Source organism: Rhodoferax sp. BLA1, assembly GCF_013416775.1.
Classification (GTDB): Bacteria; Pseudomonadota; Gammaproteobacteria; order Burkholderiales; family Burkholderiaceae_C; genus Rhodoferax.
Window position 1 is genome coordinate 365,991 of record NZ_SZVI01000001.1, and the last position, 14,926, is coordinate 380,916.

The window sequence follows — 14,926 nt, forward strand, 5'->3', positions numbered from 1 at the left end:
TGATCGGTTGCATGTGCCGCTGATCCCAGGCCAAAGAGCTGTTTTTCTGTGATCGGACACCCTGGCCTGCGCACCGCTTGGCCAGGTCTGTTGTCCCCTCACGGTTCATGCTTGTTTCAATTCCTGGATGTTTTATGAGCTCTTATGCATTGGGTCTGGATTACGGCAGTGATTCGGTCAGGGCGCTGTTGGTGAATGCGCAAACCGGCGAAGAAGTGGCGAGTGCCGTGGTGTACTACCCACGCTGGAGCCAAGGCCTGTTTTGCGCGCCCGCCAAAGACCAGTTTCGCCAGCACCCGCTGGACTACACCGACAGCTTGGTGGAAGCCGTGCAGGCCCTGTGGCAAAAAGCCCCGGCGGGTGCTGCCCAGCAGGTGGTGGGCCTGAGTTTTGACACCACCGGCTCGACCCCAATTGCCTTGAACCGCGACGGTGTGGCACTGGCCTTGCTGCCTGAATTCGCCACCAATCCCAACGCGATGTTTGTCCTGTGGAAAGACCACACCGCCGTCAAAGAGGCGCAGCAAATCACCGCAGCCGCTCACCAGGCACCGGAAAACTACCTGAAGTTTGAGGGTGGCATTTATTCCTCGGAGTGGTACTGGGCCAAAGCCTTGCACGTGATGCGCGCTGACCCGGCGGTGGCCAAAGCTGCTTATATGTGGGTCGAACACTGCGACTGGATATCGGCTGTGCTGACCGGCACCACCCACCCCGACACACTGCGCATGGGCCGCTGCGCCACCGGGCACAAGCTGATGTGGCATGCCAGTTGGGGGGGTTACCCACCCGATGCCTTCTTTGCCGGTATCGACCCGCTGCTGAGCGGTCTGCGTGACCGGCTACCGGTCGAGACCTTCACCGCTGACCAATTGTGCGGCCGACTCACCGCAGAATGGGCTGAGAAACTGGGCCTGCCCGTGGGCACAGCGGTCGGTTTTGGCGCTTTTGATTGCCACATGGGCGCAGTGGCCGCCAACGTCAAACCGGGCGTGTTGACCAAAATCATGGGCACCTCCACTTGCGACATCACCGTGGCCAGCTACGCCGACATCGGTAACAAAACAGTGCGTGGTATCTGTGGCCAGGTGGACGGCTCGGTGATGCCCGGCCTGGTGGGGCTGGAGGCGGGGCAATCCGCCTTTGGCGATTTGTATGCCTGGTTTCGCAACCTGGTCAACTGGCCCACGGCCAACCTGCTGCAGCGTAGCACCCTGATCGACGAGGCCACCAAGCACAAGCTGATCCAGGAGATTGAGGACCACACCTTGGCGGCACTGGGAGTTGAAGCGGCCAAACTCGCGGTCGGAGAAACTGGTATCACCGCGTTGGACTGGGTCAATGGCCGCCGCACGCCCGATGCCGACCAGACCGTGGCCATGGCCCTCACCGGCCTGAAGATGGGCAGCCAGGCACCGCAGGTGTTTCGCGCACTGGTGGAAGCCACCGCCTTTGGGGCTCGCGCGATCATCGAACGCTTCAAAGACGAAGGCATTGCGATCAACGCCGTGGTGGTGATTGGCGGCATTTCCAAGAAGTCAGACTTTGTCATGCAGGTCTGCGCCGACGTCTGGAACTGCCCGATCGACGTGTTGGAGAGTGAACAGAGCTGCGCCCTGGGTGCCGCCATTTTTGCCGCCACCGTCGGTGGGGTACACGCCAATGTGGCCAGCGCCCAGGCGGTGATGGCATCACCGGTCTGCAAAACCTACGTACCCAATGCCGAAGCCGCTTTGGCCTATGAACCGCTCTACGCCCAGTACCAACAACTGGGCGCTTATGTGAACGAAGGAAAGCCATGAGTTACACCGAACTCAAACGCGCGGCCTATGAGGCCAATATGGAGTTGGACCGGCGCAAGCTGGTGGTCTACAACTTTGGCAATGTGTCGGAAATCGACCGTGCCAAAGGTGTCATTGCCATCAAACCCAGCGGTGTGCCGTATGCCGAGCTGACACCGGATGACATGGTGATTGTGGACCTCGACAACACCGTGGTGGAGGGCAAACTCAAACCCTCGTCCGACACCCGCACCCATACTTATTTGTACCGGCACTTTGCCAGCATTGGCGGTGTGACCCACACCCACTCCACCTTTGCCACGGCCTGGGCGCAGACCCAGCGGCCCATCCCTTGCTTTGGCACCACCCATGCCGACTTTGTTTACGGCGACATCCCCTGCACCGCATTGATTACAGACGCCCAGATCGCGCGCGACTACGAAGAAGAAACCGGTGTGCAGATCACCGACTGCTTCGCTGGTCGCAGCCCGGACGACGCACCCATGGTCATCGTCGCTGGTCACGGCCCTTTCACCTGGGGCAAAGACGCCGCCAAAGCGGTGTACAACGCGGTGATTCTGGAAGAAGTGGCGCACATGGCCTACCTGACCCAGACCCTGCGCCCGGACATCAGGTCCTTGAAGCAAACCATCATCGACAAACACTTCTTGCGCAAACACGGCAAGAACGCTTATTACGGTCAAGCCCAGTAAATAACTGGTCTATTAGCTATTTTTTGAGGAGCATTCCATGAAAGTTTTCGATACCAAAGAAGTCTGGCTGATCACCGGCTCACAACATTTGTACGGCCCTGGCGTGTTGGCCCAGGTGGCTGAGAACAGCCAGACCATTGCCAGCAGCCTGAGTGCCTCTGAGGCCATCTCGATCAAGGTCGTGGCCAAAGACACGGTGGTGTCCCCCTCCGACATCCTGGCGGTCTGCCAGGCCGCCAACAGCGCACCCAACTGCGTCGGTGTGATCCTGTGGATGCACACCTTCTCTCCCGCCAAGATGTGGATTGCGGGCCTGAAGGCGTTGCGCAAACCCTATATGCATCTGCACACCCAGTTCAACGCCGAACTGCCGTTTGCCGATATCAACATGCATTTCATGAACCTGAACCAGAGTGCCCACGGTGACCGCGAGTTCGGCCACATCAGCACCCGCCTGCGCCAAGACCGCAAGGTGGTGGTGGGGCATTGGGCCGACCCACGTGTGCAGGCCGACATCGACAGCTGGTGCCGCGTGGCCATGGGCTGGTTTGAGAGCCAGAACCTGAAGGTCGCGCGTTTTGGCGACAACATGCGCCAGGTCGCGGTGACCGAAGGTGACAAGGTCTCGGCGCAAATCCAGTTTGGTTACGAAGTCCACGCCTTTGGCCTGGGTGACTTGCAAGAAGCCGTGGCCACCGTCACCGATGCCCAAGTGGCCAGCCAGATTGAGCTCTACAAGGCGGACTACGAGGTGTCACCCGCCCTGCTGGCCGATGCCCACCAGTTTGAGATGTTGCAAAACGAAGCTCGCCTGGAACTGGGCCTGCACAAGTTCCTGACAGAGGGCGGCTTTGGTGCCTTCACCAACTGTTTCGAGAACCTGACCGGCACCACCAACCTGCCCGGCCTGGCGACTCAACGCCTCATGAGCCAAGGTTTTGGCTACGGTGGTGAAGGTGACTGGAAAACAGCCGCCATGGTGCGTATCGCCAAGGTGATGTCCAAGGGCCGCCCTGGTGGCACCTCGTTCATGGAGGACTACACCTACAACTTTGGCGCTGTCGGCCAAGTGCTGGGCGCACACATGCTTGAAGTCTGTCCGTCGATTGCCGCCGCGAAACCGAAGCTGGAAGTGCATTTGCACACCATCGGCTGCCGAAAAGACATCGCACGCCTGCTGTTTACCGGCAAAGCGGGCTCGGCCATCAACATCTCGGTGATCGACATGGGAACGCGTTTTCGCATGATCATCAACGAGGTCGATACCGTGACCCCGGCACAAGAGTTGCCGAACTTGCCGGTGGCCAAAGCCCTGTGGCAACCCCGCCCGAACTTGGCGGTGGCAGCAGCAGCCTGGATCCATGCCGGTGGCGCCCACCACAGCGCCTACACCCAAGGCATCACCGCCGACGAGGCGGTGGATCTGGCCGAGATGGCGGGCATTGAAGCGGTGGTGATCGGCGCCGACACCACGGTGCGCGGCATCAAAACCGAGCTGCGCCACAATGGGGCTTATTACCACTTGAACCAGGGACTCTGATAACAAGGGTTTCTGCCTATAACCCTTATGTATGATGATTATGTAGCTCTCATTTTTGATATGGATGGCACACTGGTCGACAGCGGCCAGTTGCACGAGTTCAGCTGGAGAGCCACACTCAACAAGTACCACATTCCCATTGACGGACCGCTGATGCGCTCCTTGGCCGGTGTTCCGACCAAGGAGACATTGGTTTTTCTGATCGAAAAGTTTGACTGCACAGTGTCGGCCAGCCTGGACGAGATGAACGAGTTCAAGGAACAGTGTGTGCGTGACAACGTGCGCCGTTTTGTCAAACCCACCGCCTTGTTCGACCTAGTCAAACACTACCACGGCAAAAAACCCATGGCCATTGGCACCGGCGCCAACACCGCCGAGGCGCTGCTGGTGTTGCAGCAATGTGGCATGGACACCTATCTGGACGCCGTGGTGGGTGCAGACCAGGTCGACCACCCCAAACCGGCACCCGACACCTTTTTGCGCTGCGCCGAACTGCTGGGAGTGGACCCCCGCCAATGTGTGGTCTTCGAAGACGCCCAACTGGGCCTACAAGCCGCCACCAGCGCCGGTATGGCCGCTGTGGACGTGTACCTGACCCACCACATCTACAACGACTATTTTTGAACTGGCGGACGCGCCTGGCCGCCCGCAGAGACCATTGGCCTCGACCGGTTGCGGCATGCCACAACTCTTGTCACAAACATAAAAAAACCCGCCGGGTTGCCCAGGCGGGTTTTTTGGTTTCTAAACCTCAGCTGGCTTACGCCAGCCTGGGATTAGAAGCGGTGTTGCACGCCGACAGCGAACACGTCGGTCTTGGTGTCAGCCAAGGTGACGTTGTCGGTCTTGGCATGACGGTAACCACCGTACACGAAGGTGCGCTTGGACAGATCATACTTTGCGCCCAGGCCATAACCAGTGCGCTCTGCGTCACCCGCTTTTGCGTTGTCGTCCGACTTGGCAATATTGCCAGACAATGTCAGAGCAGCAGAGACGGGGAAGTCCACACCAATTTGGTATTCAGAAGTGTCTGCACCACTGACGTTGCCAAGATTGTCAACGGCACCGTAAGAAGCCTTGAGGGTGGCGACGCCAAAGTTATAGGAAGCACCCAGACGAGTGAACTTCTTGTCAGCATTCAAAGCGACCGTGTTGGTGATGTCTTCAACTTGGTAACCAAATTGCACAGCCAAAGGACCAGCCGCATAGGTCAGGTTCATGCTGGTGGTAGAGGTAGCGCTGGTGGCCGCTGTCTTGTCTTCGCCCAAGCTGTAGCTGATAGCACCGCTGAAGCCACTGAAATTAGGTGCTTGGTAGAACAACGAGTTGTCAGGACGAACGGTGTAGCCACCACTGAGGAAAACATCATTGGTTGCCGACAATTTGGAATCAAAAACGGCATTCGAAGCTCCGTTCACATCATCCAAGGCGGTAGGCATGCGACCCAGCTTGACGGCACCAAAACCACCAGACAAACCAACCCAGGATTGACGAGAGAACGCAGCAGCTGTTTTAGCATTTGTCTCGCCACCCTTACCGTCATCGATGTTGAAACCTTGTTCCAACTGGAAGTTGGCCTTCAGACCACCGCCCAGGTCTTCGGAACCCTTGATGCCCCAACGTGAACCATTCACGCCACCACTTTCCAATTTGGTCTGTGTCAGGCTGGAAGTACCGTTGTTGGTCTTGACAGTACCAAACCAGACGTCAGCAATACCGTACATAGTCACAGAAGATTGGGCCATGGCGGCGCCAGATGCTGCCAGAACGGCCAGCGCGATCAACGATTTTTTCATTTCAGATTTCTCCAAGGTTAAACGGAGGATCCCAGACAGAAGGTCTCAGAACCCAGGGCCAACCTCCTTGTTAAGGAAGTTAAAGCCGATTGAAACAGAGGAAAGTGACAGTTGCAGCTACAGACACCGCAAAAGCGCGCAAATTTGGTGCATCCGTTGCTCCTTTGCAACACATCGAAGCACCCGGTGGTGCACCTAGCCTGTGCCCGTCCCTATACAGCTCCGAGTCACTGACAGACTTGGCTAGAGCAAGCACCGCTGTAACACAGGTCAGAACTACATCCTATGCACTCGAGGGTCCTTCTAAACAAAGCCTGCTGCATCAGCACAGACATTAAAAAACCCCACCCGGTTGCCCAAGTGGGGTTGATCGTTTTAAGCTTTAACTGACTTACGTCAGCATCAGATTAGAACGTGTGCTTGACGCCCACAGCCAACAAGCTGTGTTTTGCGTCAGCAGCATTTTGAACCGTTGCCTTGTCAGACTCATAACCACCGTACACGGTTGTGCGTTTGGACAAGGAGTAAGCAGCACCAACACCGTAACCCTTGCGAGTGGCTTCGTAGACACCGGCGGGGTTGCTGTCATCCGACTTGGCGTAACCGGCAGACAGTGTCAAAGCAGAGCTCACAGGGAAATCGACACCAATTTGGTACTCTTTGGCATCCCGATCAACCGCATTACCAATGTTGCTGACCTTGCCGTAATTGGCATAGAGCTTGGCAACGCCAAAGTCATAAGTGCCGCCCAAACGGGTGAACTTCTTATCGTTGGCAAACGCATTGCTGTCTTCAACTTGGTATCCAAATTGCACAGCCAGGGGGCCAGCGGCGTAAGTCACGTTGTAGCTGGCGATGGAAGAAGCGCTGACAGCAGCGGTCTTGTCTTCACCCAAGCTGTAGCTGACGGCACCTGCAAAACCGCCAAAAGATGGAGTTGCATAGTACAAGCTGTTGCCTGGGTTAGAGTTGTAGTCGGTGCTCTTGAACACTTTGCCCATGGGCGACAGAGCAGAGTCAAACACCGCATTTGCTGCACCACTCACATCGTCATAAGCCGTCCACATTTTGCCCAGTTTGACTTCACCAAAGCCACCTGAGAAACCAACATAGGATTGGCGAGAGAAGGCTTGACCAGGAGTAGCCTGTGCGCCGGTGTCAATCTTGAAGCCTTGTTCCAACAGGAAGTTGGCTTTCAAGCCACCACCCAGGTCTTCAGTACCCTTGATGCCCCAACGGCTACCGCTCACGCCACCAGAGTCGAGCTTGGTGTCACGGACATTGGCAGTCTTTTCAGAACCAAGCCACACGTCAGCAATACCGTAAAGGGTCACGGCAGATTGAGCCATAGCGGCGCCGGAAGCAGCGAGAACTGCCAAAGCAATCAGACTTTTTTTCATGAGTAAAACTCCAAAAAATTAACAAAACATTTGAAAGCAGCCATTGAGCTTGTTCAAACGGGCGGATGAAACATCCCGTGTTTGATTTGACCACTGTCTCTGCAAAAAACACCAGCACAACCATGTTTCATTTTTGTTTCGCAGGTAAAGAGGGGTAGTTTGTCGCGTGATAGCAACACGCACCACATCGGGGATTTCCCTACAAGACAATGACGGGCAAGTGAGCGTTTTGCTGTCTTGCACCACAGGCATCCCCTCAGAAGGAGCTGACAACCTTGCAGAGGTGACAGGGAAAACCCCTGCCATGGGGATTGCCAAAAACATGCAATATTCGGCCAAACAGCACGACCGTTCTTTTTTACTCTAGACAGCACACACGACAACTTGTGGCGTGACATCTGGGCTCGAATGAAACACGGCACCCCACGAGGGTGTACCAATGGTGGTGTTGTTTTGATAAGTGCTTTTTTAGAACCCATTACAGAGGAAACAACATGACCATCCCCACCCCAATGAAACTGATCCCGGCGCTGATCCTGAGCCTGTTTGCTGGCCATGCGTCGGCCTCCGGCTTTCAGCTGATTGAACAAAATGCGAGCGGCCTGGGCAACGCCTATGCGGGCTCAGCGGCAATTGCCGACAACGCCAGCACCATTTTTTACAACCCGGCGGGCATGACGCAACTGCAGGACCGCGAGTTCTCGACAGGTTTGTCAGCGGTGGGGACCAGTTTTAAGTTCACAGACAGGGGCTCCAGTGTTGGACAGTTCAATGGCACAGGCAATGGCGGGGATGGTGGCGGCTGGGGTTTTATTCCCAATGCCTACATGTCCTGGGCCTTGAACAAGGATCTGTATGTGGGCGTGGGCATGGGTGCCCCGTTTGGTCTGAAGACCGAGTACTCCACCCCCTGGATTGGCGCTGCACAGGCCACCATGTTTGATGTCAAAACTTACAACATCAACCCATCCATCGCTTACCGGGTGAATGACAAGGTGTCGGTGGGTGCAGGTTTGAGCTGGCAGCGGCTGACGGCGGACTACCACCGGCAGGTGGGGGTGGCAGGACCCGTGGTTGGAGGCGTTGTGACCACCGTGCTAGCCAACTCACCTCTGAAACTGGATCTGCAAGATGACTCATGGGGTTGGAATGTGGGCGCGCTGTTCACTGTGTCGCCAGACACCAAAATCGGTGTCTCTTACCGATCAACGGTCAGTTACGACCTCACTGGCGCCATCAATGTGACTGGTCCCAACGCGACTGTCAACGCCGGAGCTTCCAGCGGTGCAAAAACCACCCTGAAACTGCCTGACATGTTTATCCTGAGTGCCACGCATCAGCTCAACAACAAATGGCAGTTGCTCGGTGATGTGTCTTGGACGGGCTGGAGCACCATTCCAAAGATTGACATCATTCGCACCTCTGGCGCGTTGTCTGGCCAAAACGCTCAAACGCTGGATACTGAGTTCCGCGACGCTTGGCGTGTGGCGGTGGGGGCCAATTACCAGTACAGCAGCGATGTCAAGCTGAAGTTCGGCGTGGCTTATGACCAGACGCCGGTCAAGTCTGCCGCTTACCGCCTGGTGTCTTTGCCAGACAACAACCGCCTTTGGCTGTCGACCGGTGCCCAATGGACACCCAGCAAAGGCTCGGTGTTTGATTTTGGTGTGACCTATTTGTACCTGAAGGACTCGCAAATCAACAACAACCAGTCCGGTGCATTGAACCGTGGCACCGTCACCGGCGACTACGCGGCCAGCGCCTGGATTCTGGGTGTGCAGTATTCACACGCATTCTGATCTGCATTGCAGCCTTAATCAAAAGAAGCCCCTTCGGGGGGCTTTTTTCTTGGCTGGGGGGACGCAGTTCGCGCAGAGAAGAAGCACATTGAGGGTGTGCGGCAACGCCCAGCGACCATCACCCTACAATTTGCCACCCGCCAAACCCGCCCCACCCCCACATTGGACAGCCCACCATGATTGACCGTTTTCTCATTGCCGCTGACTCCGCTTTGCGCACAGTGTTTGCGTCCCATGCGGCGGCGCAGCCCTGCCCCACTCTGCCGGGTGAAGTGACCCAGCTGTCAGAGCAGGAGAAGAAAGAGGCCGGCGCGCTGATGCGGGTCAACCATGTCGGCGAGGTCTGTGCCCAGGCGCTCTACACGGCGCAGGCTTTTGCTACCAAAGATGCAGCATTACGCGCCCATTTCATCGAGGCTGGTGCCGAGGAAACCAACCATCTGGCGTGGACCGAACAGCGTCTGAAAGAGCTGGGCGAACACACCTCGCTATTGAATCCGCTCTGGTACGCCGGGGCTTTTGGCATCGGGCTGATCGCGGGCAAGCTCGGTGACGCGGTGAGCCTGGGCTTTGTGGTGGAGACCGAAAACCAGGTCGAAGCCCACCTGGAAGGCCATATGAGCCGTCTGCCTGCTGGCGACCACGCCTCACGCGCCATCGTCGCGCAGATGATCGACGACGAGGCACGCCACGCCTACAACGCGATGGAACTGGGCGCCATGACGCTGCCCGCGCCGGTCAAAGGGCTGATGAAAGCCGCCGCCAAGGTGATGACCACGGTGGCGCACCGGGTTTAGTCCGCCCCAAGGGCTGAATCAGACCTCCAGCACCTCAAAACTGGTGCTGATCTGCGCGGTTTTGCCCAGCATCACGCTGGCTGAACAATATTTTTCGTGGCTCAGGGCAATGGCCCGCTCCACCGCAGCGGCGGGCAGACCCTTGCCCGTCACGGTGAAATGCATGTTGATGCGGGTGAACACCTTGGGCTCGGTCTCGGCGCGCTCGGCAGACAACTTGACGCTGCAACCACTCACCTCGTGGCGACCACGTTTCAAGATCAGCACCACGTCATAAGCGGTACAGCCACCGGTACCGGCCAGCAGCAGCTCCATCGGGCGCGCGGCCAGGTTCTGGCCACCGTTCTCAGGTTTGGCCGCGTCGGGCGCGCCGTCCATCATCAGCGTGTGGCCGCTGCCGGTTTCGGCCACAAAACCCATGTTGGAGCGGGTGTTTAACGCGCCGGTCCAGCTGACTGTACATTCCATGTTTGATCCTATCTATATGCTCCGCGCGGGGTGAAAATTCATGCCGCTACAATAGCCAAAAACACCCCGCGCGGAGTAAATTTTTTGCGTTCATTCACTTTGAAAGTGTAGCCCGATGCCCACCTCTTCTGCCACACCGTCCCTGAGCCCACAAGACTATCTGCAAAAAATCCTCACCGCCCGTGTGTACGACGTGGCCATCGAGACCGCGCTGGAGCCCGCCCGCAACCTGAGCCGACGCTTGCACAACACGGTGTTGCTCAAACGCGAAGACCAGCAACCCGTGCGCAGCTTCAAGCTGCGCGGCGCCTACAACAAGATGGCGCACCTGACAGCGGAGCAACTCGACAAGGGGGTGATCTGCGCCTCCGCAGGCAACCATGCCCAGGGTGTGGCCTTGAGCGCCAGCAAACTTGGCACCCGTGCGGTCATCGTCATGCCCACCACCACACCGCAGGTCAAGGTGGATGCGGTGCGTGGTTTTGGTGGCGAGGTGGTGTTGTTTGGCGAGAGTTATTCAGACGCCTACAAGCACTCGCTGGAGCTACAGATAGAAGAGGGGCTCACCTTTGTCCACCCCTTTGACGACCCCGATGTGATTGCCGGCCAAGGCACGGTGGCCATGGAGATGCTGCGCCAGGTTCAGACGCTGGTGGCCGACAAGGCCGCCAAATCGGGCCAAAAGTCCAGCCACATCGCCGGGCCCCGGCTGGACGCGGTGTTTGTCGCCATTGGCGGCGGTGGGCTGGTGTCGGGCGTGGCCAATTACATCAAGGCGGTGGACCCGCGTATCAAGGTCATCGGCGTGCAAATGAACGACTCGGACGCCATGATCCAGTCGGTGGCCGCCAAGCAGCGTGTGACACTGCCCGATGTCGGCCTGTTCTCAGACGGCACGGCGGTCAAGCTGGTGGGGGAAGAAACCTTTCGCATCGCCAGCAACCTGGTTGACGACTTCGTCACCGTGGACACCGACGCGGTGTGTGCCGCCATCAAGGACATTTTTGTCGACACCCGCAGCATCGTCGAACCGGCCGGGGCGCTGGCGGTGGCCGCCATCAAGCAGTACGTGGCCCAGCACAAGACAAAAGGTGAAACCTACGCGGCCATCCTGTGTGGCGCCAACATGAACTTTGACCGGCTGCGTTTTGTCGCCGAACGCGCCGAAGTGGGTGAAGAGCGCGAAGCCCTGTTTGCGGTGACCATCCCCGAAGAGCGCGGCAGTTTCCGACGCTTTTGTGAACTCATTGGTGACCTGCCCGCTTTTGGTGGCACCAAAACCACGCGCAATGTGACCGAGTTCAACTACCGCATCAGCGATGCCAACAAGGCCCATGTGTTTGTCGGCCTGACCACCACCAGCAAAGGTGAATCCGCCAAGATCACCGCCCATCTGGGCAAACACCATTTCACCGCGCTCGACCTGACCCATGACGAGCTGGCCAAGGAGCACATCCGCTACATGGTGGGCGGGCACTCGGCACTGGCGCAAAACGAACGGCTGCTGCGTTTTGTGATTCCCGAGCGCCCCGGCGCGCTGCTGAAGTTTTTGAGCCAGATGCGCCCGGGCTGGAACATCAGCCTGTTCCACTACCGCAACCAGGGCGCGGACTATGGCCGTATTCTGGTCGGCCTGCAGGTGCCCGCAGCAGATGATGCCGAGTTCGCGGCCTTCCTGAGCACACTGGGTTACCCCTGTGTGGAAGAAACCGGCAACCCGGCGTACCAGATGTTCCTGCAACAATAAGCCCATACCAGCCCTCACCCAGACCCTTGCCCAAGGGTGGCAGGGCGGGCACAACTCAGACTGGGGGGGTCTCATGCCAATGACACTGGACGGCAAGTTGGTGGTGGCCATCAGCAGCCGCGCGTTGTTTGACTTTGAGGAAGAAAACCTGGTCTTTGAGCAAAGTGATGACCGGGCCTACATGGACTTGCAGTTGCAGCGGCTTGACCTACCCGCCAAGCCGGGTGTGGCGTTTTCGCTGGTCAAAAAGTTGCTGGCGTTCAACCATGTTGCCGTATCCGCTTCCCTGACTGATCCTCTCCTGGTCGAGCCGACTGAACCACCCATCACCCCACCCAACCGACCGGTCGAGGTGGTGATACTCTCGCGCAACGACCCGGTCTCTGGCATGCGGGTGTTTCGTTCGGCCCAGCACTATGGCTTGACGATTGAGCGCGGCAGCTTCACGCGTGGCCAGGCGCCCTGGCGTTACCTGAAGCCGCTACACGCCAACCTGTTCCTGAGTACCCACCTGAGCGACGTGCGCGCCGCACTGGCTGCCGGTGTGCCCGCGGCCCAGGTCTACCCCAACTCGGTCCACGCCAGTGACGCACATCCGTCGGAAGTGCGTATTGCCTTTGATGGCGATGCGGTGTTGTTCAGCGACGAGGCCGAGCGTGTTTACCAAGCGCAGGGCTTACAAGCCTTTCAGCGCCATGAACTTGAAAAGGTTGGACAACCTTTACCCGACGGCCCCTTTAAACCTCTGCTTGTTGCGCTACAAAACCTGCAGCGCTCTGGTACCCCGCAGATGCGCGTCCGCACCGCGCTGGTGACCGCGCGCAGCGCCCCGGCGCACGAACGCGCGATCCGCACCCTGATGAACTGGAACATCGAGGTGGACGAGGCCATGTTTCTGGGCGGGCTGGCCAAGGGCGAGTTCCTGCGCGAGTTTGAGCCTGACTTTTTCTTTGACGACCAGACCGGCCACATCGAATCCGCCGCGCAGCATGTGCCGTCCGGCCATGTGGCCAGCGGCGTGGCCAATTAGCCGACAGTTCACCCAGCGGGGAGGCTACGGGTAGCATCGCGGCCTGCACCGCTGGAACTGCCCCATGACACTCGCTGACAAACTCGCTGCTTTCAAAACCTTCACGACCCAAGCCTGGGCACTGACCCGGCCGTACTTTGCCTCCGACCAGAAGTGGAAAGCGCGCGCACTGCTGGCGGCCATCGTGCTGCTGAACCTGTCCCTGGTCTACATGGCCGTCCTGTTCAACGACTGGTACAAGGTGTTTTACGACGCCTTGCAAGAGAAAAACGCCAGCGTGTTCTGGGCGCAGATGACACGTTTTGCCTGGCTGGCCTTTGCCTTCATCATCCTGGCGGTTTACAAGTTTTACCTGACGCAGTTGCTGGTGCTGCGCTGGCGCGCCTGGATGACCAGCCACTACCTGACACGCTGGTTGTCCAACCAGGCCTTCTACAAGATGGAGCTGCTGCGTTTTGCCACAGCGTCCAACGCCGCCGGCCACAACCCGGACAACCCCGACCAGCGTATCCAGGACGACATCAACCAGTTCACCAATGACAGCATCGCTCTGAGCATGGGCCTGCTCAATGCGGTGGTCACACTGGCCAGTTTTGTCGGCATCCTGTGGGGGCTGTCGGGCAACTTCGCCTTCACCCTGGGCGGCCAGACCTTTGACATCCCTGGTTTCATGGTCTGGATGGCGCTGCTGTACTGCCTGGTCGGCAGTGTCATCACGCACTACCTGGGCCGCCCACAGATCCAGCTGAACTTTGAGCAGCAGCGCCGTGAGGCCGACTTCCGCCACCACATGGTGCGCGTGCGTGAGTACAGCGAGGCGATTGCGCTGGACCGTGGCGAAGGGGTGGAACGCAGCCAACTCGAGCGGCGCTTTGGCCTGGTGCTGGGCAACTACCTGAATCTGATCCGGGCGCAAAAACGGCTGGTCTGGTTCACCAGTTTTTTTGGTCAAGCGGCGGTGGTGTTCCCGTTTGTGGTGGCGGCGCCGCGTTTTTTCAGCGGGGCCATTCAATTGGGCGAACTGGTGCAGATCTCCAGCGCCTTTGGGCAGGTGCAAAACGCGTTGAGCTGGTTTGTGGACAACTACAGCAGCTTGGCGGCGTGGCGCGCCACCACCAACCGTCTGACCAGTTTTGAAGCCTCTTTTCAGGCTCTAGCCCTTTCTGATAAAGGGCTGACAGCTACAGATTCAGAAGTATTGAGCAGCGCCGATCTGCATCTGGCACTGCCCAACGGCAGCGTGTTGCTGGACCAGGCCCAACTGCAGGCGCAGCCAGGCGACAGCATCCTGCTCAGCGGGCCCTCGGGCGCGGGCAAGTCCACGCTGTTTCGGGCCTTGGCGGGCATCTGGCCGTTTGCCACCGGCACCCTGAACAGACCAACCGACAGCATGTTCCTGCCACAACGGCCTTATTTCCCGAACGGCCCGCTGCGCGAGGCACTAGCCTACCCACAAGAGGCCAGCCTGTTCACTGATGACGAACTGGCCAGCGCCTTGCACCGCGCACTGTTGCCCGAGCTCAGTACCCGGCTGAACGAGGTCGGCGCCTGGAGTCAAACTCTCTCGGGTGGAGAGCAGCAGCGCCTGGCCGTGGCCCGGGTGCTGCTCAAAAAACCGCGCTGGATTTTTGCCGACGAAGCCACCAGTGCACTCGACGAGGCCAGCGAGAGTTTGATCTATAAGACGCTTCTAGCCCAAATACAAAAAGGGCACGGAGCTATTATTTCAATAGCTCACAAACCCACAGTGGGGGCATTTCATACAAGCCGTTGGGTATTGGAGAAATTGCCAGAAGCTGAGGTGGCCAGCCACCGCTTGCGCGCTGAAGCAGCGCCAGCTTGAACGCAGGCTTGG

12 protein-coding genes are annotated in these 14,926 nt (G+C 58.3%); 9 read left to right on the top strand and 3 right to left on the bottom strand.

All coding sequences use genetic code 11. From position 1 onward, the window contains the following. Positions 1-134: 134 nt before the first annotated feature. The 4 genes from FDG13_RS01775 to FDG13_RS01790 are packed head-to-tail and all read left to right on the top strand — an operon-like array spanning position 135 to position 4,658. Entirely contained in the window at positions 135-1,802 is a 1,668-nt protein-coding gene (locus FDG13_RS01775) for a ribulokinase (protein WP_180125094.1), read from the top strand. Continuing rightward, a complete protein-coding gene (locus FDG13_RS01780) occupies positions 1,799-2,494 on the top strand; it encodes an L-ribulose-5-phosphate 4-epimerase (RefSeq protein ID WP_078365318.1) in 696 nt (231 codons plus the stop codon). The genes FDG13_RS01775 and FDG13_RS01780 overlap by 4 nt, the downstream gene beginning before the upstream one ends. A gap of 37 nt (positions 2,495-2,531) precedes the next feature. Then, positions 2,532-4,034 carry an L-arabinose isomerase gene (gene araA / locus FDG13_RS01785; RefSeq protein ID WP_180125095.1) on the top strand — a complete coding sequence of 501 codons (1,503 nt, stop codon included), beginning with the start codon at positions 2,532-2,534 and terminating at the stop codon, positions 4,032-4,034. Between the two features lie 27 nt (positions 4,035-4,061). Next, positions 4,062-4,658 (top strand): beta-phosphoglucomutase family hydrolase, encoded by a 597-nt coding sequence (locus FDG13_RS01790; protein ID WP_180125096.1) that lies wholly within the window; start codon positions 4,062-4,064, stop codon positions 4,656-4,658. A gap of 152 nt (positions 4,659-4,810) precedes the next feature. Here the strand turns inward: FDG13_RS01790 and FDG13_RS01795 are convergent, their stop codons facing one another. Next, the gene (locus FDG13_RS01795) at positions 4,811-5,830 is read right to left on the bottom strand and encodes a porin (protein WP_180125097.1); all 1,020 of its coding nucleotides are present in this window, start codon (positions 5,828-5,830) and stop codon (positions 4,811-4,813) included. Positions 5,831-6,237: 407 nt separating this feature from the next. Beyond that, complete coding sequence (locus FDG13_RS01800; RefSeq protein ID WP_180125098.1) at positions 6,238-7,230, bottom strand: porin; 993 nt, start codon at positions 7,228-7,230, stop codon at positions 6,238-6,240. A gap of 494 nt (positions 7,231-7,724) precedes the next feature. Here FDG13_RS01800 and FDG13_RS01805 point away from each other — a divergent pair, with 494 nt between their 5' ends. Continuing rightward, complete coding sequence (locus FDG13_RS01805; protein ID WP_180125099.1) at positions 7,725-9,029, top strand: OmpP1/FadL family transporter; 1,305 nt, start codon at positions 7,725-7,727, stop codon at positions 9,027-9,029. A 176-nt stretch (positions 9,030-9,205) separates the two neighbouring features. Further along, the gene (coq7, locus tag FDG13_RS01810; RefSeq protein ID WP_180125100.1) at positions 9,206-9,826 is read left to right on the top strand and encodes a 2-polyprenyl-3-methyl-6-methoxy-1,4-benzoquinone monooxygenase; all 621 of its coding nucleotides are present in this window, start codon (positions 9,206-9,208) and stop codon (positions 9,824-9,826) included. A gap of 18 nt (positions 9,827-9,844) precedes the next feature. Here the strand turns inward: coq7 and FDG13_RS01815 are convergent, their stop codons facing one another. Beyond that, positions 9,845-10,294 carry an OsmC family protein gene (locus FDG13_RS01815; RefSeq protein WP_078365311.1) on the bottom strand — a complete coding sequence of 150 codons (450 nt, stop codon included), beginning with the start codon at positions 10,292-10,294 and terminating at the stop codon, positions 9,845-9,847. Positions 10,295-10,409: 115 nt separating this feature from the next. On the opposite strand from FDG13_RS01815, the gene ilvA reads away from it, so the two are divergent. From ilvA to FDG13_RS01830, 3 genes are all read left to right on the top strand, one after another. Continuing rightward, positions 10,410-12,041, top strand: a complete 1,632-nt coding sequence (gene ilvA / locus FDG13_RS01820) for a threonine ammonia-lyase, biosynthetic (protein WP_180125101.1) — start codon at positions 10,410-10,412, stop codon at positions 12,039-12,041. A gap of 73 nt (positions 12,042-12,114) precedes the next feature. After that, the gene (locus FDG13_RS01825; protein ID WP_180125102.1) at positions 12,115-13,071 is read left to right on the top strand and encodes a 5'-nucleotidase; all 957 of its coding nucleotides are present in this window, start codon (positions 12,115-12,117) and stop codon (positions 13,069-13,071) included. Positions 13,072-13,135: 64 nt separating this feature from the next. Then, a complete protein-coding gene (locus FDG13_RS01830; protein ID WP_180125103.1) occupies positions 13,136-14,914 on the top strand; it encodes an ABC transporter ATP-binding protein/permease in 1,779 nt (592 codons plus the stop codon). The last annotated feature ends 12 nt before the right edge of the window (positions 14,915-14,926 follow it).

Bases quoted from the DNA above. Each gene is read 5' to 3' on its own strand.
- FDG13_RS01795 (WP_180125097.1), bottom strand. From the start codon at position 5,830: ATGAAAAAATCGTTGATCGCGCTGGCCGTTCTGGCAGCATCTGGCGCC.
- FDG13_RS01800 (WP_180125098.1), bottom strand. From the start codon at position 7,230: ATGAAAAAAAGTCTGATTGCTTTGGCAGTTCTCGCTGCTTCCGGCGCC.
- FDG13_RS01830 (WP_180125103.1), top strand. From the start codon at position 13,136: ATGACACTCGCTGACAAACTCGCTGCTTTCAAAACCTTCACGACCCAA.
- ilvA (WP_180125101.1), top strand. From the start codon at position 10,410: ATGCCCACCTCTTCTGCCACACCGTCCCTGAGCCCACAAGACTATCTG.
- araA (WP_180125095.1), top strand. From the start codon at position 2,532: ATGAAAGTTTTCGATACCAAAGAAGTCTGGCTGATCACCGGCTCACAA.
- FDG13_RS01815 (WP_078365311.1), bottom strand. From the start codon at position 10,294: ATGGAATGTACAGTCAGCTGGACCGGCGCGTTAAACACCCGCTCCAAC.
- coq7 (WP_180125100.1), top strand. From the start codon at position 9,206: ATGATTGACCGTTTTCTCATTGCCGCTGACTCCGCTTTGCGCACAGTG.
- FDG13_RS01775 (WP_180125094.1), top strand. From the start codon at position 135: ATGAGCTCTTATGCATTGGGTCTGGATTACGGCAGTGATTCGGTCAGG.
- FDG13_RS01780 (WP_078365318.1), top strand. From the start codon at position 1,799: ATGAGTTACACCGAACTCAAACGCGCGGCCTATGAGGCCAATATGGAG.
- FDG13_RS01790 (WP_180125096.1), top strand. From the start codon at position 4,062: ATGTATGATGATTATGTAGCTCTCATTTTTGATATGGATGGCACACTG.
- FDG13_RS01805 (WP_180125099.1), top strand. From the start codon at position 7,725: ATGACCATCCCCACCCCAATGAAACTGATCCCGGCGCTGATCCTGAGC.
- FDG13_RS01825 (WP_180125102.1), top strand. From the start codon at position 12,115: ATGCCAATGACACTGGACGGCAAGTTGGTGGTGGCCATCAGCAGCCGC.